Origin of the sequence: Pseudomonas sp. R9.37 (genome assembly GCF_963878885.1) — a bacterium.
Taxonomy (GTDB): domain Bacteria; phylum Pseudomonadota; class Gammaproteobacteria; order Pseudomonadales; family Pseudomonadaceae; genus Aquipseudomonas.
Window position 1 is genome coordinate 536,722 of record NZ_CAWNZA010000011.1, and the last position, 21,963, is coordinate 558,684.

Sequence of the window (21,963 nt, forward strand, 5' to 3'; positions counted from 1 at the left end):
GGCGAGCGGGCTTGCCCCGCGTTGGGCCGCGTAGCGGCCCCTCGCAGGGCCACTGTGTTTTGTCACACAGACCGAGGCGTCAGGTTTCAGGGCTGCTTCGCAGCTCAACGCGGGGCAAGCCCGCTCGCCACGACAGGTCCTCAGCCCACGACAAGCCCGTTGCTTTGACCGGCCTGCTCGCCACAACCAGCTCGCTGGCCGTCAGGTGGTCAGGGCTTGGCGACCTTCCAGGCACCGTCCATTTTGCCGTCACCGGTCATGTCACCGGCCTTCTTGTCCATCACGAAGGTGTAAAGCGGCTTGCCGCTGTAGGCCCATTGGCTTTTTTGATCATCACGGGTGATGACGGTCCACTTGCCCATCGGCTTGTCGGTGGATTCGGCCATCAACGGCGGCCAGTTGGTGGCGCACTTGTCGTTGCACATGGACTTGTCACCCGAGTCCTTGGCAAAGGTGTAGAGCGTCATGCCCTTGTGGTCCACCAGCATGCCGTCTTTGGTCATCGCCGGCTCCGCCGCAAACGCCAGTGTCGGCAGCGTCAACGCGGCCGTTACCAGCAGGGCTTTCCAGGAAAAAGTACTGTGAGTCATCGGAACCTTCCTTTTGTGGTTGTCAGGATTCGGACCCAAAGGGTAGTCCAGAGTGCCGAGAATTGCCCAAGCGACTAAATTACTGTCACACGACTGCAATAATTCCGTTATCTAATGCGGCGCAAGACAGTTAAATGACAAGAGGATTTAGGCATGGTTGGCAGGAGCATTCTGATCGTTGACGACGAAGCGCCCATTCGCGAGATGATCGCCGTTGCGTTGGAAATGGCCGGCTATGACTGCCTGGAGGCGGAGAACTCCCAGCAGGCCCATGCCATTATCGTCGACCGCAAGCCGGACCTGATCCTGCTGGACTGGATGCTGCCCGGCACCTCCGGCATCGAGCTGGCCCGCCGCCTCAAGCGTGACGAGCTGACCGGGGACATCCCGATCATCATGCTCACGGCCAAAGGCGAAGAGGACAACAAGATCCAGGGCCTGGAAGTCGGCGCCGATGACTACATCACCAAGCCATTTTCCCCACGCGAGCTGGTTGCCCGCCTGAAGGCCGTGCTGCGCCGTGCTGGCCCTACCGATGGCGAAGCGCCGATCGAAGTCGACGGCCTGATCCTGGACCCGATCAGCCACCGCGTGACCATCGATGGCAAGCCAGCCGAGATGGGCCCGACCGAATACCGTCTGCTGCAATTTTTCATGACCCACCAGGAACGCGCCTACACCCGTGGCCAACTGTTGGACCAGGTGTGGGGCGGCAATGTGTACGTGGAAGAGCGCACCGTCGACGTGCACATCCGCCGCCTGCGCAAAGCCTTGGGCGACGCCTACGAGAATCTGGTACAAACCGTGCGCGGCACCGGCTATCGGTTTTCAACCAAAGGTTGAAAGCAGCTAAAAGCAGTTAGCTACAAGCGGAGTTGAAGCCCATCCGCTCTGACTTGAAGCTTGCAGCCTGAAAATTTTCACTGTCCGAAGGACCGATTGTGAACCAGAACTGGCATGGCACCCTGATCCGCCACATGCTGTTATTGATCACCGGCTGCCTGGTGGTCGGCCTGGTCAGCGGCCAATACGGCTGGAGCCTGGCCGTCGGCATCGGTCTGTACCTGGGCTGGACCCTCAAACAGCTGCTGCGCCTGCATGAATGGCTGCGCCAGCACAAACCCGACGAAGCACCGCCTGACGGCTACGGCCTGTGGGGCGAGGTGTTCGACAGCATCTACCACTTGCAACGTCGTGACCAACGGGTTCGCGGGCGCCTGCAGGCGGTGATCGACCGGGTGCAGGAGTCCACCGCCGCGCTCAAGGACGCGGTGATCATGCTCGACAGCGACGGCAACCTGGAATGGTGGAACCGCGCCGCCGAAACCCTGCTGGGCCTCAAGACGCCCCAGGACAGCGGCCAGCCGGTGACCAACCTGGTGCGCCACCCGCGCTTCAAGGAATACTTCGAGCAGGACAATTACGAAGAAGCCCTGGAAATCCCCTCGCCCACCAATGACCGCGTGCGCATCCAGCTGTACCTGACGCGCTACGGCAACAACGAGCACCTGATGCTGGTGCGCGACGTGACTCGCATCCACCAGTTGGAACAGATGCGCAAAGACTTCGTCGCCAACGTCTCCCACGAACTGCGCACGCCGTTGACGGTGATCTGCGGCTACCTGGAGACGCTGCTGGACAACGTCGACGAGATCAACCCGCGCTGGAGCCGCGCCCTGCAGCAAATGCAGCAACAGGGCTCGCGCATGCAGACCCTGCTCAACGACCTGCTGTTGCTGGCCAAGCTCGAGGCCACCGATTACCCGTCGGACAACCATCCCGTCGCCGTGCAGAGCCTGTTGCAGACCATCAAGAATGACGCCCAGGCGCTATCCGGCGAGCGTGGGCAGCAGATCAGCCTGGACGCCGACCCGCTGGTGCTGCTCAAAGGCAGCGAGGGCGAGTTGCGCAGCGCGTTTTCCAACCTGGTGTTCAACGCCGTGAAGTACACCCAGGACAAGGGCAATATCCGCATTCGCTGGTGGGCCGATGAACACGGCGCACACCTGAGCGTGCAGGACTCCGGCATCGGCATCGACGCCAAACACTTGCCGCGCCTGACCGAGCGCTTCTACCGCGTCGACTCCAGCCGCAACTCCAATACCGGCGGCACCGGGCTGGGCCTGGCCATCGTCAAGCATGTGCTGTTGCGCCATCGCGCACGGCTGGAAATCAGCAGTGTGCTGGGGCATGGCAGCACGTTTACCTGCCACTTTGCGCCGACGCAGGTGACGCGTTCGCGGGTGATCGGCACAGATGAATAACCCGAAAGCGACGCTGAACTAAGTGTGGGAGCGGGCTTGCTCGCGAAGGCGGTGGGTCAGTTATGAACGTGTTGACTGACCCAACGCCTTCGCGAGCAAGCCCGCTCCCACATTGGACATGCAGCGTGTTGACGAACGTATTCCAGGCCCCGCCCGGCAGCGGGCACTAGGCAAGCGCCCCGTCAGCCGCTACATTGGCCGACTTGCGCCTGCCTTTCAGGCACTTCTGTCACCCTTTATTGAACACACGGAACCTGCAAAACCCCATCATGGACCCTTCCCCTGGCATCACCCTCGCTACACTCTTCGCCGACTTCGGCATGATTCTTTTTGCACTGATCCTGGTACTGCTCAACGGTTTCTTCGTTGCGGCGGAATTCGCCATGGTCAAACTGCGCGCCACCCGGGTCGAGGCCATCGCCCACAAGAACGGCTGGCGCGGGCAGATCCTGCGCACCGTGCACAGCCAGCTCGACGCCTACCTGTCGGCCTGCCAGCTGGGTATCACCCTCGCCTCCCTGGGCCTGGGCTGGGTCGGTGAGCCGGCTTTTGCGCATATCCTCGAGCCGTTGCTGGGCGCGGTGGGCGTAGAGTCGCCGGAAGTGATCAAGGGCGTGTCGTTCTTTGCCGCCTTCTTTGTGATCTCCTACCTGCACATCGTGGTGGGTGAATTGGCGCCTAAATCCTGGGCCATCCGCAAACCCGAGTTGCTGTCGCTGTGGACCGCAGTGCCGTTGTACCTGTTCTACTGGGCGATGTACCCGGCGATTTACCTGCTCAACGCCAGCGCAAACGCCATCTTGCGTATTGCCGGCCAAGGCGAGCCTGGCCCGCACCATGAGCACCATTACAGCCGTGAAGAACTGAAGCTGATCCTGCACTCCAGCCGTGGCCAGGACCCGAGCGACCAAGGCATGCGTGTACTCGCCTCCGCCGTGGAAATGGGCGAACTGGAAGTGGTGGACTGGGCCAACTCTCGCGAAGACCTGGTCACCCTCGACTTCAACGCCCCGCTCAAGGAAATCCTCGCGCTGTTCCGCCGCCACAAATTCAGCCGCTACCCGGTGTATGACGCGGTGCGCAACGAGTTTGTCGGCCTGCTGCACATCAAGGACTTGCTGCTGGAACTGGCGGCTCTGGACCACATCCCCGAGTCGTTCAACCTGGCCGAGCTGACCCGCCCGCTGGAGCGCGTATCGCGCCATATGCCGTTGTCGCAGTTGCTGGAGCAGTTCCGCAAAGGCGGCGCGCACTTTGCTCTGGTAGAGGAAGCCGACGGCAAGATCATCGGCTACCTGACCATGGAAGACGTGCTGGAAGTGCTGGTCGGCGATATCCAGGACGAACACCGCAAGGCCGAACGCGGCATTCTCGCCTACCAACCGGGCAAACTGCTGGTACGTGGCGACACGCCGCTGTTCAAGGTGGAACGCCTGCTGGGCGTCGACCTGGACCACATCGAAGCCGAAACCCTCGCCGGGCTGATCTACGACACCCTCAAACGCGTGCCGGAAGAGGAAGAAGTGTTGGAGGTTGAAGGCTTGCGAATCATCATCAAGAAGATGAAAGGGCCCAAGATCGTGCTGGCCAAGGTGCTGTTGCTGGATTGATCTGCAAAGGTGATGGCCGTGCACCTTCGGCCAAACAATGAAAATCAACCTGTGGGAGCGGGCTTGCTCGCGAAAGCGCTGGTTCAGTCGATTTATTCAATGACTGATAGTCCGCATTCGCGAGCAAGCCCGCTCCCACATTTAGTGTGTGATGTTTATCGACAGCGTCTGCGCTGTCATCACGCACCCGGCACAAAGTGCTTCTGCGCCGTGCCGCGTGCGATCAGGCGGGAGATGTAGTCGAGTTTCTGCGCGTCCTGGTCGATAAACCGGAAGGTCAGCTGCAGCCAGTCGCTGTCGGGCTTGGGCTCGTAGGCGACGACGGCGTGCAGGTAGCCGTTGAGGCGTGCCACTTCGGCGTTGTCGCCTTGCTCAAGGTCGAGCACCGCGCTTTCCAGTACCTGCGGCAGGACTTCACCACGGCGCACCACCAGCAGCGCTTCCTTGATGCTCAGCGCTTTGATCACGCATTGCTGGGTGCCGCTGGACAGGCGCAGCTGGCCTTGGCCACGGCCGCCGGCCGGCGATGCCGCTGGCGTTTGCACCGGCGGGCTGTTGAGCAGGCCTTTGCTTGGCGCAGCCACCGGCGCCGGTTTCACGGCTTCAGGCTTGCCGCCGGTCAGGGCGCTCAGGGAGTCGTTGCCAAAAGCTGAATTCATTTTGGTCGGCGCACTGGCGATCAGCGCGTCGAGGCGACCGATCTTGTGCAGCGCCTGCTTGACCTTGTTCAGCAATTGCTCGTTGGTGAACGGCTTGCTGACGTAGCCGGAGACGCCGGCCTGAATGGCCTGCACCACGTTTTCCTTGTCGCCACGGCTGGTCACCATCACGAACGGCATGGCTTTGAGATGGGCCTGCTCGCGGCACCAGGTCAGCAACTCCAGGCCTGACATCTCGGGCATTTCCCAGTCGCACAGCACCAGGTCGAAGGTCTCGCGCATCAGGATGGATTGCGCCTTTTTGCCGTTCACCGCATCTTCGATCTTGATCCCCGGAAAGTAGTTGCGCAGGCACTTCTTCACCAGGTCGCGGATAAACGAGGCATCGTCCACCACCAATACACTGACTTTACTCATCGACCCTTCATCCTATAAAAACTTCGGCACGCAAAACGCCTGACTGATGGCATTTTGCCAAAACTCGCGGGTCACAGAAGGACTTTATTGTTCCTGCCGCGCAAAAAATTCAGATGCCGCAAACGAAAACGCCCGACCAAAGGCCGGGCGTTAATTTCTCGGGCAACCTTACTTATCGTCAGATTCGCCCGGAACATTAGGGATTTGATCGGCTGTGCCTTCAACTTCGGCTTTCATGCGCTTGAGGCCCATGTGCCGCACGTCGGTACCGCGTACCAGGTAAATCACCAGTTCCGAGATATTGCGCGCGTGGTCGCCGATACGCTCCAGCGAACGCAGCACCCAGATGATGTTCAAGACCCGCGAGATAGAGCGCGGGTCTTCCATCATGTAGGTCGCCAGCTCGCGCAGTGCGGTCTTGTATTCGCGGTCGATGGTCTTGTCGTACTGCGCTACCGACAATGCCAGCTCGGCGTCGAAGCGGGCAAAAGCGTCGAGGGCGTCGCGCACCATGTTGCGCACCTGGTCGCCGATGTGGCGCACTTCCACGTAACCGCGCGGCGCTTCGCCTTCTTCGCACAACTGGATGGCGCGACGGGCGATCTTGGTGGCTTCGTCACCGATGCGCTCCAGGTCGATCACCGACTTGGAGATGCTGATGATCAAACGCAGGTCAGACGCCGCCGGCTGGCGCCGCGCCAGAATGCGCAGGCATTCTTCGTCGATGTTGCGTTCCATCTGGTTGATCTGGTCATCGATCTCACGCACTTGCTGGGCCAGGCCCGAGTCGGCCTCGATCAGCGCGGTGACGGCGTCGTTGACTTGCTTCTCCACCAGCCCGCCCATCGCCAGGAGGTGGCTGCGCACCTCCTCAAGCTCGGCGTTGAACTGCGCGGAGATGTGATGGGTAAGGCCTTCTTTGCTAATCATGGGTTTGCTCCGCAAAAGCTGTAAGCCGCAGGCTACAAGCTGCAAGCTGATGTGTGTCGTTGATCAAACTGCTTTTACTTGCCGCTTGAAACGTGCGGCGTGCAGCTGGGGCTAGCCATAGCGACCGGTGATGTAGTCTTCGGTCTGCTTCTTCGCCGGGTTGGTGAACAGGGTATCGGTGTCGCCAAATTCCACCAGCTTGCCCATGTACATGAACGCGGTGTAGTCGGAAACCCGCGCCGCCTGTTGCATGTTGTGGGTCACGATGACGATGGTGAACTTGGATTTCAGTTCGTAGATCAGCTCTTCGACTTTCAATGTGGAGATCGGGTCGAGTGCCGAGCACGGTTCGTCGAGCAGCAGCACTTCCGGCTCCACGGCGATGGTGCGGGCGATCACCAGACGTTGCTGCTGGCCGCCGGACAAACCGAGGGCCGACTCGTGCAGACGGTCTTTGACCTCATCCCACAGTGCCGCGCCTTTGAGCGCCCACTCAACGGCTTCGTCAAGGATGCGTTTTTTATTGATGCCCTGGATGCGCAGGCCGTAGACCACGTTTTCGTAGATGGTCTTGGGGAACGGGTTGGGCTTCTGGAACACCATGCCCACCCGGCGGCGCAGTTCGGCCACGTCTTCGCCCTTGCGGTAGATGTTGGTGCCGTAGAGGTTGATCGCGCCTTCTACACGGCAACCGTCGACCAGGTCGTTCATGCGGTTGAAGGTGCGCAGCAACGTCGACTTGCCGCAGCCGGACGGGCCGATGAAGGCGGTCACGCGCTGCTTGGGGATGTTCATGCTGACGTCGAACAGCGCCTGCTTCTCACCGTAGTAAAGGCTCAGGCCCGGCACTTCGATGGCCACGGTTTCCTGGGCCAGGCTCAGGCTCTGCTTGTCGCGACCCAGGGCCGACATGTTAATGCCGTGGGTGTGGGTTTCGTGTTGCATGGGATGCTCCCTGTGCTACCAATTCGTTTCATTGAACCGATGGCCCCATGATTGGGCCTGGCGGTTTATCTCAAATCTGTGTCCGGCGCGGTTCAGTGTGGGAGCGGGCTTGCTCGCGAATGCGGTCTGTCAGCCAGCCCAAGTGTTTCCGATACACCGCATTCGCGAGCAAGCCCGCTCCCACATTTAGTACGCGTTCACTTCAATTAGCTGTCCAGCGCCTTGTATTTTTCGCGCAGGTGGTTACGGATCCACACCGCCGACAAGTTGAGCGTGGCGATCACCAGCACCAGCAACAAGGCGGTGGCGTACACCAACGGCCGCGCAGCTTCGACGTTGGGGCTCTGGAAGCCGACGTCATAGATATGGAAGCCCAGGTGCATGATCTTCTGGTCCAGGTGCAGGTACGGGTAGTTGCCGTCCACCGGCAGCGACGGCGCCAGTTTCACCACACCCACCAGCATCAGCGGCGCCACTTCACCGGCGGCGCGGGCCACGGCGAGAATCATGCCGGTCATCATCGCCGGGCTGGCCATCGGCAGCACGATCTTCCACAGCGTTTCTGCCTTGGTCGCGCCCAGTGCCAACGAACCCTCGCGCACGGTGCGGGGAATCCGCGCCAGGCCTTCTTCGGTGGCCACGATCACGACCGGCACCGCCAGCAGCGCCAGCGTCAGCGAGGCCCACAACAGGCCCGGCGTACCGAACGTGGGTGCCGGCAGAGCCTCGGCGAAGAACAGACGGTCAACCGAGCCACCCAGCACATACACGAAGAAGCCCAGGCCGAACACGCCGTAGACGATGGCCGGTACGCCCGCCAGGTTGTTCACCGCAATGCGGATAATGCGCGTCAGGGTGTTCTGCTTGGCATATTCACGCAGGTACACCGCCGCCAGTACGCCGAACGGCGTCACGATCATCGCCATGATCAGGGTCATCATCACGGTGCCGAAAATCGCCGGGAAGATCCCGCCTTCGGTGTTGGCTTCCCGTGGGTCATCGCTGAGGAATTCCCAGACCTTGCTGAAGTAGAAGCCGATTTTGGTCATCGTGCCCATGGCGTTCGGCTGGTAGGCGTGCACCACCTTGCCGATGCCGATTTCCACTTCTTTGCCGTTAGCGTCGCGCGCCGTCAGGCTGTCGCGGTTGAACTGCGTGTGCAGGTCCGCCAGGCGCGCTTCGATGTCCTTGTAGCGGTTGTTCAGTTCTGCGCGGTCCGAGTCCATATCAGCTTGGGCGGTAGCGTCGAGCTTGCCTTCCAGCTCCAGCTTGCGACCGTGCAGGCGGATACGCTCCAGCCCGGCGTTGATCGCGCCGATGTCGGTTTTTTCCAGACTCTTGAGTTGCGCCGCCAGCTTGTTCACGCGGTCAACGCGGGCCTGCAGCTCCGGCCATGCGGCCTCGCCTTCGGCGATGACCTTGCCGTCCTGTTTGACGTTGACCAGGGTGCCGTAGAAGTTGCCCCATTCACGGCGTTCGATGGCCATCAGGTTGGCCGGCTTGGTCTGGTCCTTGAGCCACTCGCCGACGATCCAGGTAAAGTCGTTGCCGTTCAGGTCGCGGTTGCCGACCTTGATCAGCTCGCGGGTCATGAATTCCGGGCCTTGGTCGGGCACCGGCAGGCCAGCACTTTTCAGGCGCTCGCGTGGCACTTCTTCTTTCTGCACCACTTCGCCGATGACGATATGGTTTTCCTGGCCCGGCACGTTGTAGTTGGCCTGGATAAGGTCAGCCGGCCAGAAGTGGCCCAGGCCACGCACGGCAATCACGGCCAGCAAACCAATGGTCATGATGACCGCGATGGACACCGCGCCACCGCTGATCCAGACGCCGGGGGCGCCGCTCTTGAACCATCCATTCAGGGAGTTCTGTTTCACAGACTTCTACCTTTCTTAAAGCGACGAGTATTTCTTGCGCAGACGCTGACGAATCAGCTCGGCGAGGGTGTTCATGATGAAGGTGAACAACAGCAGCACCAGCGCCGAGAGGAACAGCACGCGGTAGTGGCTGCCGCCGACTTCCGACTCGGGCATTTCCACCGCGACGTTAGCCGCCAGGGTGCGCAGGCCTTCGAACAGGTTCATCTCCATCACCGGCGTGTTACCGGTGGCCATCAACACGATCATGGTTTCACCGACCGCACGGCCCATGCCGATCATCAGCGCCGAGAAAATCCCCGGGCTGGCGGTCAGGATGACGACGCGGGTCATGGTCTGCCATGGCGTGGCGCCCAGGGCCAGGGAGCCCAGGGTCAGGCCGCGCGGCACGCTGAACACGGCGTCTTCGGCGATGGAGTAGATGTTCGGGATCACCGCGAAACCCATGGCCAGGCCGACCACCAGAGCGTTGCGCTGGTCGTAGGTGATGCCCAGGTCGTGGGAGATCCACATGCGCATGTCGCCGCCGAAGAACCAGGTTTCCAGGTACGGGCTCATGTACAGCGAGAGCCAGCCCACAAACAGGATCACCGGGATCAGGATCGCGCTTTCCCAGCCATCCGGAACGCGCAGGCGGATCGACTCAGGCAAGCGGCTGAACACGAAGCCGGCGACCAGGATGCCAATCGGCAACAACATCAGCAGGCTGAAAATCCCCGGCAGGTGCCCTTCGACATACGGCGCCAGGAACAGGCCGGCGAAGAAGCCGAGGATCACCGTCGGCATCGCTTCCATCAGTTCGATCACCGGCTTGACCTTGCGGCGCAGGCTCGGGGCCATGAAGTAGGCGGTGTAGATCGCCGCAGCAACGGCCAGCGGTGCGGCCAGCAGCATGGCGTAGAACGCGGCCTTCAAGGTACCGAAGGTCAGCGGCGCCAGGCTCATCTTGGGTTCGAAATCAGTGTTGGCGGCGGTCGATTGCCAGACGTATTTAGGCTCGTCGTAGTTTTCGTACCAGACCTTGCTCCACAACGCGCTCCAGGACACTTCCGGGTGCGGGTTGTCCAGCAGCAGCGGTTGCAGCTTGCCGCCCGCTTCGACGATGACGCGGTTGGCGCGTGGCGACAGGCCGAATACGCCTTGGCCATCGACCACCGGGTCGACCAGCAGCGTGCGGTGCGCGGTGCTGTGGAACACGCCGAACTTGCCGGACGCGTCGAGGGCGGTGAAGCCTTTGCGACGTTCTTCAGCGGTGATTTCCACGATGGGCGCGGTGCCCATCTGGAAGGTACGGATCTGCTTCAGGCGTTGCTCGCCGTCCGGGTCACGGGCCATGAACCACTGGGCCAGGCCGCCTTTGGAGTTACCCACGATCAGCGAGATACCGCCCACCAGCTGAGTGCTGGCGGTGATCTCGGCATTACCGTCTTCGAGCAGTTTGTAGCGACCATTGAGGCTCTTGTCGCGCAGGCTGAAGACGTCGGCAAGGGCACGACCGTTGATCACGTACAGCCACTGCTGGCGTGGGTCGATGAAGATCGCCTTTACCGGCTCGGTCATTTGCGGCAGCTCGATACGCTTCTGCTCGCTGGTGACTTCGCCAGTCATCATGTTTTCTTCGCGGCTCAGGCTCAGCACGTTCAAGTAGGAACCTGCGGAACCGGCAACGACCAGCGAGGAATCGGTGGCATTAAGTGCGACGTGCTCCAGCGGGCGACCCTGCTCGTCGAGCACGATCGGCGTTTCGCCGTAAGGGTATTCAATCGCCGGGGTGATGGTTTTCTTGCCATCCGGGTAAGACACCTTATAGGTGTGGCGGAACACCAGGGACTGGCCATTCGACAAACCCAGGATCACCAGCGGGCTGCCCGGCTGGTCTTCACCAATGGACGCAACACTGGCACCGGCGGGCAGCGGTAAATCGACACGCTTGAGCTCGGCGCCGGTGTCCACATCAAAGAACAGCGCCTGGCCCTTGTCGGAAACCCGCATGGCGACCTGGTTCTGCTCTTCGAGGGAGATCATCAACGGCTTGCCGGCGTCCTGCATCCAGGCGGGCGTCAGTGCATCTTCCTTGGTCAGCGAGGCGCCCTGGAACAGTGGCGCGACGACGTAGGCAAGAAAGAAGAAAATCAGGGTGATGGCGCCGAGGACGGCGAGGCCGCCGATCAACACGTACCAACGGGTCAGGCGATCTTTGAGCGCGCGAATGCGGCGCTTGCGTTGCAGCTCAGGCGTATTGAAATCAATGCGCTTGGGGGGAGAAGTCGTCGTCATGGTGGAATTGGCCAGATCATTCATGCGCACACCCTAGCGATCCTGTATGACAGAAAGATGACAATGCAGTGACGCAAGAAATCCGCCGCGGAGCAGAGCTGGCAGCGGACTAAAAAATTAGGGGTGTAGACGGTTAATGTGGGAGCGGGCTTGCCCGCGATGGCATCAATACGGTTTCAACGCTACACCGTGTCGCCAGCATCGCGGGCAGGGCCCGCTCCACAAAAAAGCATGCATCTACACCAGGTATCGCAGGCTTAGTTGCCTTCTTTCAAACCCAGGTCAGCCAGGGCTTTGGCGGCCACTTTGGCTGGCAGCGGGATATAGCCGTCTTTGACGACAACTTCCTGGCCCTGTTTGGACAGAACCAGCTTCACGAACTCAGCTTCCAGCGGCGCCAGAGGCTTGTTCGGGGCTTTGTTGACGTACACGTAGAGGAAGCGCGACAGCGGGTATTTGCCGTTCAGGGCGTTTTCTTCGCTGTCTTCGATGAAATCAGTGCTGCCTTTCTTGGCCAGGGCCACGGTCTTCACGCTGGCGGTTTTGTAACCGATGCCCGAGTAACCGATGCCGTTCAGCGAGGAGCTGATCGACTGCACAACCGACGCCGAACCTGGTTGTTCGTTCACGTTTGGCTTGTAGTCGCCTTTGCACAGGGCTTCTTCTTTGAAGTAGCCGTAGGTGCCGGATACCGAGTTACGACCGAACAGTTGCACCGGCTTGTTGGCCAGGTCGCCGGTCACACCCAGGTCGCCCCAGGTTTTAACGTCAGCTTTGGCACCGCACAGACGCGTCGAGGAGAAGATCGCGTCGACTTGTTCCATGGTCAGGTGCTGGATCGGGTTGTCCTTGTGCACGAACACAGCCAGGGCATCCACAGCCACCGGGATCGCGGTTGGCTTGTAGCCGTACTTCTGCTCGAAGGCCGCCAGTTCGGTGTCCTTCATCTTGCGGCTCATCGGGCCCAGGTTGGAGGTGCCTTCAGTCAGCGCAGGAGGAGCAGTGGCGGAGCCGGCAGCCTGAATCTGGATGTTGACGTTCGGGTATTCCTTTTTATAGGACTCAGCCCACAGGGTCATCAGGTTAGCCAGGGTGTCGGAACCAACGCTGGACAGGTTGCCCGATACACCGGTGGTCTTGGCGTAAGCCGGAATTGCCGGGTCAACACCAGCGGCTACCGCGTTAGCGGTGGCAACGCCAGCAGCGACAAAAGTCATTGCCGCCATCAAACGTTTCAGTTTCATGCCTTGCTCCTAGCAGATAGGGATAGTTGGATCGGGGCCAAGTATCGGTAGGCCGTGTGAACACTCTATGTCCGCAATGTGACAATTAGATGAAAGGCCAGCATTTGTGAAAAACCTGACAGGAAGGGGAAAGATCAGTAAATCCGGGACTTGCGAGGAGGTTGAAGCGCATGAAGCGGTGTTTCAGAAACACTCTGTAATCGTTGGCCAACCATAAACCCTGTGGCGAGCGAGTGCCCTCGCCACAGCGTCATCACAAGGTTTTAGCGCCCGCGCTTCCACAGATAGCCACCCACCAGCATCCCCATTACGCACAGCACGGCGACATAGTAGGCAGGGCCCATCGGGCTTTCCTTCATCAGCAGCGACACCGCCAGCGGCGTCAAACCACCAAACACGGCGTAGGCGACGTTGTAGGAGAACGACAACCCGCTGAAACGCACCACTGGCGGGAAGGCTTTCACCATCACGTAAGGCACCACGCCGATCACCCCGACAAACAGGCCGGTCAGGGTGTACAGCGGGAAGAGCCAGTTCGGGTGATCGATCAAGCTGTGGTACAGCGTCCACGATGTTGCCAACAACAACAGGCAACCGATGACCAGCACACGGCCAGCGCCAAAACGATCAGCCAGGGCGCCGGAAGCGATGCAGCCCAGGCTCAGGGTCACGATGGCCAGGCTGTTGGCTTGCAGTGCGATGGTCGGGCTGAAGTGGTAGACGGTTTGCAGCACGGTCGGGGTCATCAGGATGACCACGACAACGCCGGCCGACAGCAACCAGGTCAACAGCATCGACAGCACGATGGCGCCACGGTGGTCGCGCAACACCGCGCGCAATGGCAGCTCGGCGGCCAAGGTTTTGCGTTGCTGCATCTCGGCGAAGATCGGCGTCTCATGCAGCCAGCGGCGCAGGTACACCGAGAGCAGGCCAAACACGCCGCCCAGCAGGAACGGGATACGCCAGGCGTAGTCGGACACTTGTTCCGGGCTGTAGAGCGAGTTGATGGCGGTGGCCACCAGCGACCCCAACAGGATGCCGGCGGTGAGGCCGCTGGTCAGGGTGCCGCAGGCATAGCCGATGTGGCGCGGCGGCACGTGTTCGGAGACGAACACCCAGGCGCCCGGTACTTCGCCGCCGATGGCCGCGCCCTGGATGACGCGCATCAACAGCAGCAGAAGCGGCGCCCACAGGCCGATCTGCGCGTAGGTCGGCAGCAGGCCCATGATCAAGGTCGGCACGGCCATCATGAAGATGCTCAGGGTGAACATTTTCTTGCGGCCGAGCAGGTCGCCAAAGTGCGCCATGATGATGCCGCCCAACGGACGAGCCAGGTAGCCGGCGGCGAAGATGCCGAAGGTCTGCATCATGCGCAGCCATTCCGGCATATCAAGGGGGAAGAACAGTTTTCCGACCACGGTGGCGAAAAACACGAAAATGATGAAGTCATAAAATTCCAGCGCCCCGCCCAAGGCAGACAGCGACAGGGTTTTGTAGTCGTTGCGGGTCAGCGGGCGCGACGGTTGCGCGCTGCTTGCGGGCACGGAGGACATGGGGAGGGTTCTCTTATAGTAATGACGGCAAGCCCGGGACTTGCGGCGGGTCTGGCAAGATAGCAAATCGTTTGAAAAAGCACAGCGTCCACCGAATAACACTTCGCAGGCGCGCGTTATTCCCCGTTTCTTCCCTTTATTAGCCATCAGAAGCACAGTTGCAGGAAAAAGCCGCGTTACAGCCGGGATTTGCCGACCAAATGAGCGCTGGGAGGTCGTCGTGGCGCCAGCGTCTCGATATACTCGGCCCGTGCAAGCGCCAAACCCGCTGTCTTGAGGGGCTGCTGTGCCAAAACGTCGTTGGGTGCCATCCAGCCGATTTGGCAGAGTTTCCCTTTAGTACGCCTTACGAGAAACGCATCGAGCGGTGTATGTTGGTGCTGAAACGCTTTTCCAGAGACGGCTATCCACTTGAAATACCCATGAAGCGTCACGGGTCAGAGGCACCCTCGGCATGATCGAACTCGAACAAGAAGATCCTATCCCGCAAGGCGATCTCGCCCTGCAAATCACCGCACTTCCGCGTGAAACCAACGGTTTTGGCGATATCTTCGGCGGCTGGCTGGTCGCGCAGATGGACCTGGCCGGCACCGCCATGGCCAGCAAAGTGGCCGGCGGACGTGTCGCCACGGTGGCGATCGATCGCATGGCGTTCCTGGTGCCGGTGGCGGTCGGCGCGCAATTGTCCTTCTATACCCAGGCCCTGGAAATCGGCCGCAGCTCGATCCAGATGATGGTCGAGGTGTGGAGCGACGACCCGCTGTCCAGCGAATGGCGCAAGGTGACCGAGGCGGTATTTGTGTTTGTCGCCATCGACGGCAGCGGCCGTACCCGCTCGGTGCCGTCGCGCGCGCGTTAAACATCGCCGGGTTTTGACGGTCAATTGCCCCATTGCCTGCCATGAGAGAGCACTGCTATGCCTACGCCCCACGTTGAAACCGTGAAAATCGACGAGCTGGACTGCTGGCGCGTCCGCCACAACGGCGCCGAAGTGATGGTGGCCCAACAGGGCGCGCACATCTTCAGTTACCAGCGCCAGGGCGAGCAGCCAGTGATCTGGCCGAACCCTGAGGCGGTGTTTAAACAGGGCAAAGGCATTCGTACCGGCGTGCCGGTGTGCTGGCCGTGGTTTGGCGTATTCGACCGTAACCCGCAAAGCGTGAAGGCGATGCGCCAAAGTGACCAACCCGCGGGGGCCCATGGTTTTGTGCGCACGGCACTGTGGGAATTGGCCGCGACCGAACTCGAAGGCGATGCATTGCGCGTCGATCTGGTATTGCCGGTGCCCGAGGGCGGCTTCCCCGGCTGGCCGCATCAGGTCGACCTGAAGCTGAGCCTGCTGCTGGACGATCAACTGCATATCCGCCTGACCAGCCACAACCGTGGCACCGACACCGTGACCCTCAGCCAGGCGCTGCACACCTATTTCGCCGTGAGCGACGTGCGCAATGTGCAGGTCGAAGGCCTGGACGGGCTGGGCTATATCGACACCGCCGACGGCTGGAGCCACAAACAGCAATCCGGCCTGCTGCACTTCACCGCCGAGACCGACCGCATCTACCTGAACACTCCGGCGCAGTTGAGCATTGTCGATAAAGACTGGCAGCGTCGTCTCCAGCTCACCAGCCAAGGCTCGAACTCGACCGTGATCTGGAACCCATGGACCGAACGCGCCAAGGCGTTCGACGACATGGCCGATGATGGCTGGCAGGGCATGCTGTGCATCGAGACGGCGAATGTGCTGGATGATGTGGTGGCATTGGCGCCCGGTGAAAGCCATACGCTTGGCGTAAGCATCACCCCTCTCGCCGTGTAAACCCAATCAAAAATGTGGGAGCGGCCTTGCTCGCGAATACGGAGTGTCAGCCACATATGCGCTGACTGACACCCTGCATTCGCGAGCAAGCCCGCTCCCACATTGGGTTCTGCGGCAAATTAAAGATCGGACTCTTTGACCGCCCGCACCTTGCCCGCGTCCAGCGCGTACGCCGCATCCGCCAAATCGTTATTAACCTTCTCGACTTTCAACGTGCCGGTAACCCACAACGGCGTGTAGATGTCATCCAGCTTCAACCCCTTGGGATAGCGCACCAGCACCAACTGGTTGGGCGGCGGCGGTGGCACGTGGATGCAGGCGCCTGGGTACGGCACCAGGAAGAACAGCGTGCTGCGGCCCTTGGCGTCGGTTTCCAGCGGCACCGGGTAACCGCCGATGCGGATATTCTTGCCATTCATGGCGGCCACGGTCTTGGTCGAATACATCACCGCCGGCAAGCCCTTGCTTTGCTTGAGGCCACCTTTGTCGGTGAACGTGCCTTGGGCTTCGGGGGAGTTGTGGTCGATCTCGGGCATGGCTTCGAGGGCTTTCTGGTCCGACAGCGGCATCAGGTCGAGCCAGTCGGTTTCCGGCAGTTCGCCGGCGTGCGCCAGGCCAGAGCCCAGCAAGAGGAGAGTCAACAGAAGACGGCGCATGGTGAGGCTCGGCAAGTACAGGTGGCGAGCATTCTAGCCCTCTGCGCCTGCGCAGCGCAGAGGGCTTTGTCGCTTAATTACTTTTTACGCAGCAGGCCGTAGATCACCAGCAGCACGATGGCGCCGATCAGCGCACCGATAAAGCCTGCGCCTTGACCTGCCTGGTAGATGCCCAGGGCCTGACCACCGTAGGTGGCGACCAGAGAACCTGCGATACCCAGCAGGATGGTCATGATCCAGCCCATGCTGTCGTCGCCTGGCTTGAGGAAACGCGCCAGCAGGCCGACGATCAAGCCGATAAAGATGGTTCCGATGATACCCATGGCATTTCCCTCTGATTGAATGTGAGTCATGCCAAAGCCTAGTCAGGCTTTGCCATCCTGCAATCAGAGAGACGGCGGTGACCAATGGTTCCCGCCGATCCTCGGGTTATTGCTCGGCGATCAGCGCTTCGACCTTGAGGATCTGGGCCTGCAGCGTCGCACGGTCTTTGCAGCGCAGGTTAGCGTGGCCGACCTTGCGTCCGGCCTTGAAGGCCTTGCCGTAGTGATGCAGATGGCAATCATCGATCGCGATCACGCGCTCAACCGGCGGCACAACGCCGATGAAGTTGAGCATGGCGCTTTCGCCGACCTTGGCCGTGGAGCCCAATGGCAAGCCCGCCACCGCGCGCAGGTGGTTTTCGAACTGGCTGCACTCGGCGCCTTCGGTGGTCCAGTGCCCGGAGTTGTGCACACGCGGCGCGATTTCGTTGGCCTTGAGGCCACCGTCGACTTCAAAGAACTCGAACGCCATCACACCGACATAATCCAGCTGCTTGAGCACACGGCTGGAATAGTCTTCGGCCAGGGCCTGCAGCGGGTGATCGGTGCTGGCCACGGACAGCTTGAGGATGCCGCTGTCGTGGGTGTTGTGCACCAACGGGTAGAAGCGGGTTTCGCCATCGCGGGCACGCACGGCGATCAGCGAAACTTCACCGGTGAACGGCACGAAGCCTTCCAGCAGGCAGGCGACGCTGCCCAGCTCGGCAAAGGTGCCGACCACATCGGCGGCGGTGCGCAGCACTTTCTGGCCCTTGCCGTCATAACCCAGGGTGCGGGTTTTCAGCACAGCCGGCAGGCCGATGCTGGCAACGGCAGCGTCCAGATCCGCCTGGGACTGGATGTCGGCGAAGGCCGGCGTCGGAATGCCCAGGTCCTTGAACATGCTCTTTTCGAACCAGCGATCACGCGCGATGCGCAAGGCTTCGGCGCTCGGGTAAACCGGTACGAACTGCGACAGGAAGGCCACGGTTTCGGCTGGGACGCTTTCGAATTCGAAGGTCACCAGGTCGACTTCATCGGCCAATTGGCGCAGGTGATCCGCGTCGCTGTAGTCAGCCCGCAGGTGTTCACCGAGGGCCGCCGCGCAGGCGTCCGGCGCCGGGTCCAGGAAAGCGAAGTTCATCCCCAGCGGTGTTCCCGCCAGGGCCAGCATGCGACCCAATTGGCCGCCACCGATTACACCGATTTTCATCAATCAATAACCTCAGGCGATGCGTGGGTCTGGATTGTCCAGCACGCTGTCTGTCTGCTCAGCACGGAATTTTTTCAGCACCGCGTGGAACTGCGGATGCTTGGCGCCCAGGATGCTGGCAGACAGCAAAGCGGCGTTGATCGCGCCGGCCTTGCCGATCGCCAGGGTGGCCACCGGGATACCGGCCGGCATCTGCACGATGGACAACAGCGAATCCACGCCCGAGAGCATCGACGACTGCACCGGCACACCGAGCACCGGCAGGTGGGTCTTGGCCGCACACATGCCTGGCAGGTGCGCCGCACCGCCGGCACCGGCGATGATCACCTCGATGCCACGGGATTCTGCTTCATCGGCATACTGGAACAGCAAATCCGGCGTGCGGTGGGCAGAGACCACTTTCACTTCATACGGAATGCCGAGTTTTTCCAGCATATCGGCGGTGTGGCTAAGGGTGGACCAATCGGACTTGGAGCCCATGATCACGCCAACCAATGCACTCATCGTCGTGCCTCTTCTCTCTGGGCGCCCGCAGGCGCGTCAAAAAACAACAAGCCACGCGGGAAATCCGGCGTGGCTTGTTGTACGAAATTTGGCCGGTTGGACCGGCCGAAGGCCGCGCAGTATACCGTAATAATCCAGATAAACAGCCCCTGGAATGACCATCTGTCCAGTGGCGCAAACCAGCGGTTTTATTGACTTTCAGGTCAGCGAAAACACTGCCGATAAACCATGGAAACTGGATCAATGTGGGAGCTGGCTTGCCTGCGATAGCATCACCTGAATATGCCTGATGTACCGAGGCGTCTGCATCGCAGCGGTGCGGCGATCCGACAAGCCAGCTCCCACACTAACCGCGTTCAACTGGAGGGGACTGCGCCGCCCCGCCTTCCAACTTGCGCCACAACAACCGTACGTTGGCCTTGCGCACCAACGCGCAGCGATACAGGCGAATCTCCAACGGCACATGCCATTGCGGCCCGCCGCACACCACCAGTTCGCCCCGCGCCAATTCGGCACGCACACTCAGTTGCGGCACCCAGGCAATGCCCAGCCCTTCCAGCGCCATGCTTTTGAGGCTATCGGCCATGGCGGTTTCGTAGATGGTGGTGAAGCGCAGGGAGCGCTGGCGCAGCAGCAGGTTTACCGAGCGCCCCAGAAACGCTCCGGCGCTGTAGGCCAGTAACGGCACACTGCCCTCGCCTTCCAGGTCGAACAGCGGCTTGCCGTCGGCATCGGCGGCACACACCGGGAGCATTTCGGTGTTGCCCAGGTGCAGCGATGGGAAGATTTCCGGGTCCATCTGCATGGCCGCGTCAGGGTCGTAGAACGCCAGCATCAAATCGCAGCCGCCTTCGCGCAGTGCATGCACCGCGTCGCCCACGTTGGTGGCAACCAGCCGCGTGGCGATGTTCAGGCCTTCGTTGCGCAGTTGCGCGATCCAGCGCGGGAAGAAGCCCAGCGCCAGGGAATGCGCTGCCGCCACTTGCATGACCTCGCCCTGCCCGCCTTCCAGATGATGCAAATGGCGCAGCACTTCGCCGAGCTGCTCGACCACCGTGCGCGCGGTCACCAGAAACAACTGCCCCGCCGCCGTCAGTTCGACTGGCGTGCGCGAGCGGTTGACCAGGGTCAGGCCCAGCGCGGCTTCAAGGCTGCGAATACGCCGGCTGAATGCCGGCTGGGTGACAAAGCGCCGCTCCGCCGCCTGGGAAAAGCTGCGTGTCGCCGCCAAGGCGCTGAAGTCTTCCAGCCATTTGCTCTCAAGGTTCATCACTTCCTCCCACGGGTACGCACCATTTTGGCACACACGCCCGCCATGATAACCGGGTCACACCTACATTATGCCGTTTGTGCATAGGCCAGTGTTTAACAGCATTGGCCCAAAAACTCCCACAAGCCTAGCATTCGCAGCGTTCCGGCCAGTTCCGGGTCCATATCGAGATGATTTCCGTCATGTCCTCCGCTGCATCATTCCGCACAGAAAAAGACCTGCTTGGCGTACTCGAAGTACCGGCTCAAGCGTATTACGGCATCCAGACCCTGCGAGCGGTGAACAACTTCCGCCTCTCGGGCGTTCCGATTTCGCATTACCCGAAATTGGTGGTCGGCCTGGCAATGGTCAAGCAAGCGGCTGCTGACGCCAACCGCGAGTTGGGCCAGCTCAGCGAAGCCAAGCACGCTGCCATCAGCGAAGCCTGTGCCCGTCTGATCCGCGGCGATTTCCACGAAGAGTTCGTGGTGGACATGATTCAAGGCGGCGCTGGCACTTCAACCAACATGAATGCCAACGAAGTCATCGCCAACATCGCGTTGGAGGCCATGGGCCACAACAAGGGCGAATACCAGTACCTGCACCCCAACAACGACGTGAACATGGCGCAGTCGACCAACGACGCCTACCCGACCGCGATCCGTTTGGGTCTGCTGCTGGGCCATGACGCGCTGCTGGCCAGCCTCGACAGCCTGATCCAGGCGTTCGCCGCCAAAGGTGTTGAGTTCAGCCACGTGCTGAAAATGGGCCGCACCCAATTGCAAGACGCCGTGCCGATGACCCTCGGCCAGGAATTCCGCGCCTTCGCCACCACCCTCGGTGAAGACTTGGCCCGCCTGAAAACCCTGGCGCCAGAGCTGCTGACCGAAGTGAACCTGGGCGGCACCGCCATCGGCACCGGCATCAACGCCGACCCGCGTTACCAGGCACTGGCCGTGCAACGCCTGGCGCTGATCAGCGGCCAGCCGCTGGTACCGGCCGCCGACTTGATCGAAGCCACCTCCGACATGGGCGCGTTCGTGCTGTTCTCCGGCATGCTCAAGCGTACCGCGGTGAAGCTGTCGAAAATCTGCAACGACCTGCGCCTGCTGTCCAGCGGCCCACGCACCGGCATCAACGAGATCAACTTGCCGGCACGCCAGCCAGGCAGCTCGATCATGCCCGGCAAGGTCAACCCGGTTATCCCGGAAGCCGTGAACCAAGTGGCGTTCCAGGTAATCGGCAACGATTTGGCCCTGACCATGGCAGCCGAAGGCGGCCAACTGCAGCTGAACGTGATGGAGCCGCTGATCGCCTTCAAGATCTTCGACTCGATCCGCCTGCTGCAACGCGCCATGGACATGCTGCGCGAGCACTGCATCGTCGGCATCACCGCCAACGAAGCCCGTTGCCGCGAGCTGGTGGAGCACTCCATCGGCCTGGTGACCGCGCTGAACCCGTACATCGGCTATGAAAACGCCACCCGCATTGCGCGTATCGCCCTTGAAAGCGGCCGCGGCGTGCTGGAACTGGTGCGTGAAGAAGGCTTGCTCGACGACGCCATGCTCGACGACATCCTGCGCCCCGAAAACATGATTGCCCCACGTCTGGTACCACTGAAGGCCTGACGTTTGTTGCACCGCTCACCAGGTTGAGGGACTAGACACCTCTCACCTTTTGAGGGCCTGAAGGCTCGTTCTTCAGGCCCTTTTTTTTGCCTCAAGGTTGCGAAATGACGCCCATAAAAAATCCAATATCGCCCTGCAAACCCTCCTTGCCTGCAACAGCTTGGCTGAAACCTTTAATCGCCCCGTGCAGACGGATCACGCTCTCCTAGGTATAGTGCCGCCCCTCTTC

The 21,963-nt window shown here is 61.0% G+C and carries 19 protein-coding genes; 6 read left to right on the top strand and 13 right to left on the bottom strand.

Features of this window, described 5'->3' with window-relative positions; translation table 11 throughout:
- Positions 1-209: 209 nt before the first annotated feature.
- Entirely contained in the window at positions 210-590 is a 381-nt protein-coding gene (locus AACU78_RS09145) for a COG4315 family predicted lipoprotein (protein WP_106575898.1), read from the bottom strand.
- Between the two features lie 153 nt (positions 591-743).
- On the opposite strand from AACU78_RS09145, the gene phoB reads away from it, so the two are divergent.
- The 3 genes from phoB (at position 744) to AACU78_RS09160 (ending at position 4,464) form a co-directional block, all read left to right on the top strand.
- Complete coding sequence (phoB, locus tag AACU78_RS09150) at positions 744-1,433, top strand: phosphate regulon transcriptional regulator PhoB (protein WP_003195617.1); 690 nt, start codon at positions 744-746, stop codon at positions 1,431-1,433.
- 134 nt (positions 1,434-1,567) lie between these two features.
- A complete protein-coding gene (phoR, locus tag AACU78_RS09155; RefSeq protein WP_256586901.1) occupies positions 1,568-2,854 on the top strand; it encodes a phosphate regulon sensor histidine kinase PhoR in 1,287 nt (428 codons plus the stop codon).
- A gap of 269 nt (positions 2,855-3,123) precedes the next feature.
- On the top strand, positions 3,124-4,464 hold the full coding sequence (locus tag AACU78_RS09160; protein WP_010207573.1) for a hemolysin family protein: 1,341 nt from the start codon (positions 3,124-3,126) through the stop codon (positions 4,462-4,464).
- A 179-nt stretch (positions 4,465-4,643) separates the two neighbouring features.
- On the opposite strand, the gene AACU78_RS09165 is transcribed toward AACU78_RS09160, so the two are convergent.
- The 7 genes from AACU78_RS09165 to AACU78_RS09195 form a co-directional block, all read right to left on the bottom strand.
- The gene (locus AACU78_RS09165) at positions 4,644-5,540 is read right to left on the bottom strand and encodes a response regulator (protein WP_106575900.1); all 897 of its coding nucleotides are present in this window, start codon (positions 5,538-5,540) and stop codon (positions 4,644-4,646) included.
- A 168-nt stretch (positions 5,541-5,708) separates the two neighbouring features.
- Positions 5,709-6,470 (bottom strand): phosphate signaling complex protein PhoU, encoded by a 762-nt coding sequence (phoU, locus tag AACU78_RS09170; protein WP_053258703.1) that lies wholly within the window; start codon positions 6,468-6,470, stop codon positions 5,709-5,711.
- A gap of 111 nt (positions 6,471-6,581) precedes the next feature.
- Positions 6,582-7,415: a phosphate ABC transporter ATP-binding protein PstB gene (pstB, locus tag AACU78_RS09175; RefSeq protein WP_056860879.1), complete on the bottom strand. Its 834-nt coding sequence runs from the start codon at positions 7,413-7,415 to the stop codon at positions 6,582-6,584.
- 206 nt (positions 7,416-7,621) lie between these two features.
- Entirely contained in the window at positions 7,622-9,292 is a 1,671-nt protein-coding gene (gene pstA, locus AACU78_RS09180) for a phosphate ABC transporter permease PstA (protein ID WP_106575901.1), read from the bottom strand.
- A 15-nt stretch (positions 9,293-9,307) separates the two neighbouring features.
- On the bottom strand, positions 9,308-11,341 hold the full coding sequence (locus AACU78_RS09185; RefSeq protein WP_177410060.1) for an ABC transporter permease subunit: 2,034 nt from the start codon (positions 11,339-11,341) through the stop codon (positions 9,308-9,310).
- A gap of 485 nt (positions 11,342-11,826) precedes the next feature.
- Positions 11,827-12,813: a phosphate ABC transporter substrate-binding protein PstS gene (locus tag AACU78_RS09190; RefSeq protein ID WP_106575903.1), complete on the bottom strand. Its 987-nt coding sequence runs from the start codon at positions 12,811-12,813 to the stop codon at positions 11,827-11,829.
- A gap of 263 nt (positions 12,814-13,076) precedes the next feature.
- The gene (locus tag AACU78_RS09195) at positions 13,077-14,366 is read right to left on the bottom strand and encodes an MFS transporter (RefSeq protein ID WP_106575904.1); all 1,290 of its coding nucleotides are present in this window, start codon (positions 14,364-14,366) and stop codon (positions 13,077-13,079) included.
- Between the two features lie 454 nt (positions 14,367-14,820).
- On the opposite strand from AACU78_RS09195, the gene AACU78_RS09200 reads away from it, so the two are divergent.
- Positions 14,821-15,225, top strand: a complete 405-nt coding sequence (locus tag AACU78_RS09200) for an acyl-CoA thioesterase (protein WP_003176975.1) — start codon at positions 14,821-14,823, stop codon at positions 15,223-15,225.
- Positions 15,226-15,282: 57 nt separating this feature from the next.
- Entirely contained in the window at positions 15,283-16,182 is a 900-nt protein-coding gene (locus tag AACU78_RS09205) for a D-hexose-6-phosphate mutarotase (protein ID WP_106575905.1), read from the top strand.
- A gap of 119 nt (positions 16,183-16,301) precedes the next feature.
- Here the strand turns inward: AACU78_RS09205 and AACU78_RS09210 are convergent, their stop codons facing one another.
- The 5 genes from AACU78_RS09210 to AACU78_RS09230 form a co-directional block, all read right to left on the bottom strand.
- Entirely contained in the window at positions 16,302-16,838 is a 537-nt protein-coding gene (locus tag AACU78_RS09210) for a DUF3299 domain-containing protein (protein WP_106575906.1), read from the bottom strand.
- Positions 16,839-16,915: 77 nt separating this feature from the next.
- Positions 16,916-17,161, bottom strand: coding sequence for a GlsB/YeaQ/YmgE family stress response membrane protein (locus tag AACU78_RS09215; RefSeq protein WP_010168336.1), 246 nt, complete (start codon positions 17,159-17,161; stop codon positions 16,916-16,918).
- 106 nt (positions 17,162-17,267) lie between these two features.
- A complete protein-coding gene (locus tag AACU78_RS09220) occupies positions 17,268-18,353 on the bottom strand; it encodes a 5-(carboxyamino)imidazole ribonucleotide synthase (protein ID WP_106575907.1) in 1,086 nt (361 codons plus the stop codon).
- A gap of 12 nt (positions 18,354-18,365) precedes the next feature.
- Positions 18,366-18,857: a 5-(carboxyamino)imidazole ribonucleotide mutase gene (gene purE, locus AACU78_RS09225; protein ID WP_003195648.1), complete on the bottom strand. Its 492-nt coding sequence runs from the start codon at positions 18,855-18,857 to the stop codon at positions 18,366-18,368.
- A gap of 346 nt (positions 18,858-19,203) precedes the next feature.
- Entirely contained in the window at positions 19,204-20,127 is a 924-nt protein-coding gene (locus AACU78_RS09230) for a LysR substrate-binding domain-containing protein (protein ID WP_106575908.1), read from the bottom strand.
- A 182-nt stretch (positions 20,128-20,309) separates the two neighbouring features.
- Here AACU78_RS09230 and aspA point away from each other — a divergent pair, with 182 nt between their 5' ends.
- Positions 20,310-21,734, top strand: coding sequence for an aspartate ammonia-lyase (gene aspA, locus AACU78_RS09235; protein WP_053258714.1), 1,425 nt, complete (start codon positions 20,310-20,312; stop codon positions 21,732-21,734).
- The last annotated feature ends 229 nt before the right edge of the window (positions 21,735-21,963 follow it).

Excerpts from the sequence above, each read along its gene's own strand:
- AACU78_RS09220 (WP_106575907.1), bottom strand. The coding sequence starts at position 18,353 with ATGAAAATCGGTGTAATCGGTGGCGGCCAATTGGGTCGCATGCTGGCC.
- AACU78_RS09165 (WP_106575900.1), bottom strand. The coding sequence starts at position 5,540 with ATGAGTAAAGTCAGTGTATTGGTGGTGGACGATGCCTCGTTTATCCGC.
- aspA (WP_053258714.1), top strand. The coding sequence starts at position 20,310 with ATGTCCTCCGCTGCATCATTCCGCACAGAAAAAGACCTGCTTGGCGTA.
- phoB (WP_003195617.1), top strand. The coding sequence starts at position 744 with ATGGTTGGCAGGAGCATTCTGATCGTTGACGACGAAGCGCCCATTCGC.
- AACU78_RS09210 (WP_106575906.1), bottom strand. The coding sequence starts at position 16,838 with ATGCGCCGTCTTCTGTTGACTCTCCTCTTGCTGGGCTCTGGCCTGGCG.
- pstB (WP_056860879.1), bottom strand. The coding sequence starts at position 7,415 with ATGCAACACGAAACCCACACCCACGGCATTAACATGTCGGCCCTGGGT.
- AACU78_RS09190 (WP_106575903.1), bottom strand. The coding sequence starts at position 12,813 with ATGAAACTGAAACGTTTGATGGCGGCAATGACTTTTGTCGCTGCTGGC.
- AACU78_RS09205 (WP_106575905.1), top strand. The coding sequence starts at position 15,283 with ATGCCTACGCCCCACGTTGAAACCGTGAAAATCGACGAGCTGGACTGC.
- AACU78_RS09200 (WP_003176975.1), top strand. The coding sequence starts at position 14,821 with ATGATCGAACTCGAACAAGAAGATCCTATCCCGCAAGGCGATCTCGCC.
- phoU (WP_053258703.1), bottom strand. The coding sequence starts at position 6,470 with ATGATTAGCAAAGAAGGCCTTACCCATCACATCTCCGCGCAGTTCAAC.
- phoR (WP_256586901.1), top strand. The coding sequence starts at position 1,568 with ATGCTGTTATTGATCACCGGCTGCCTGGTGGTCGGCCTGGTCAGCGGC.
- purE (WP_003195648.1), bottom strand. The coding sequence starts at position 18,857 with ATGAGTGCATTGGTTGGCGTGATCATGGGCTCCAAGTCCGATTGGTCC.
- AACU78_RS09145 (WP_106575898.1), bottom strand. The coding sequence starts at position 590 with ATGACTCACAGTACTTTTTCCTGGAAAGCCCTGCTGGTAACGGCCGCG.
- AACU78_RS09230 (WP_106575908.1), bottom strand. The coding sequence starts at position 20,127 with ATGAACCTTGAGAGCAAATGGCTGGAAGACTTCAGCGCCTTGGCGGCG.
- AACU78_RS09185 (WP_177410060.1), bottom strand. The coding sequence starts at position 11,341 with ATGCAGGACGCCGGCAAGCCGTTGATGATCTCCCTCGAAGAGCAGAAC.
- AACU78_RS09160 (WP_010207573.1), top strand. The coding sequence starts at position 3,124 with ATGGACCCTTCCCCTGGCATCACCCTCGCTACACTCTTCGCCGACTTC.
- AACU78_RS09215 (WP_010168336.1), bottom strand. The coding sequence starts at position 17,161 with ATGGGTATCATCGGAACCATCTTTATCGGCTTGATCGTCGGCCTGCTG.
- AACU78_RS09195 (WP_106575904.1), bottom strand. The coding sequence starts at position 14,366 with ATGTCCTCCGTGCCCGCAAGCAGCGCGCAACCGTCGCGCCCGCTGACC.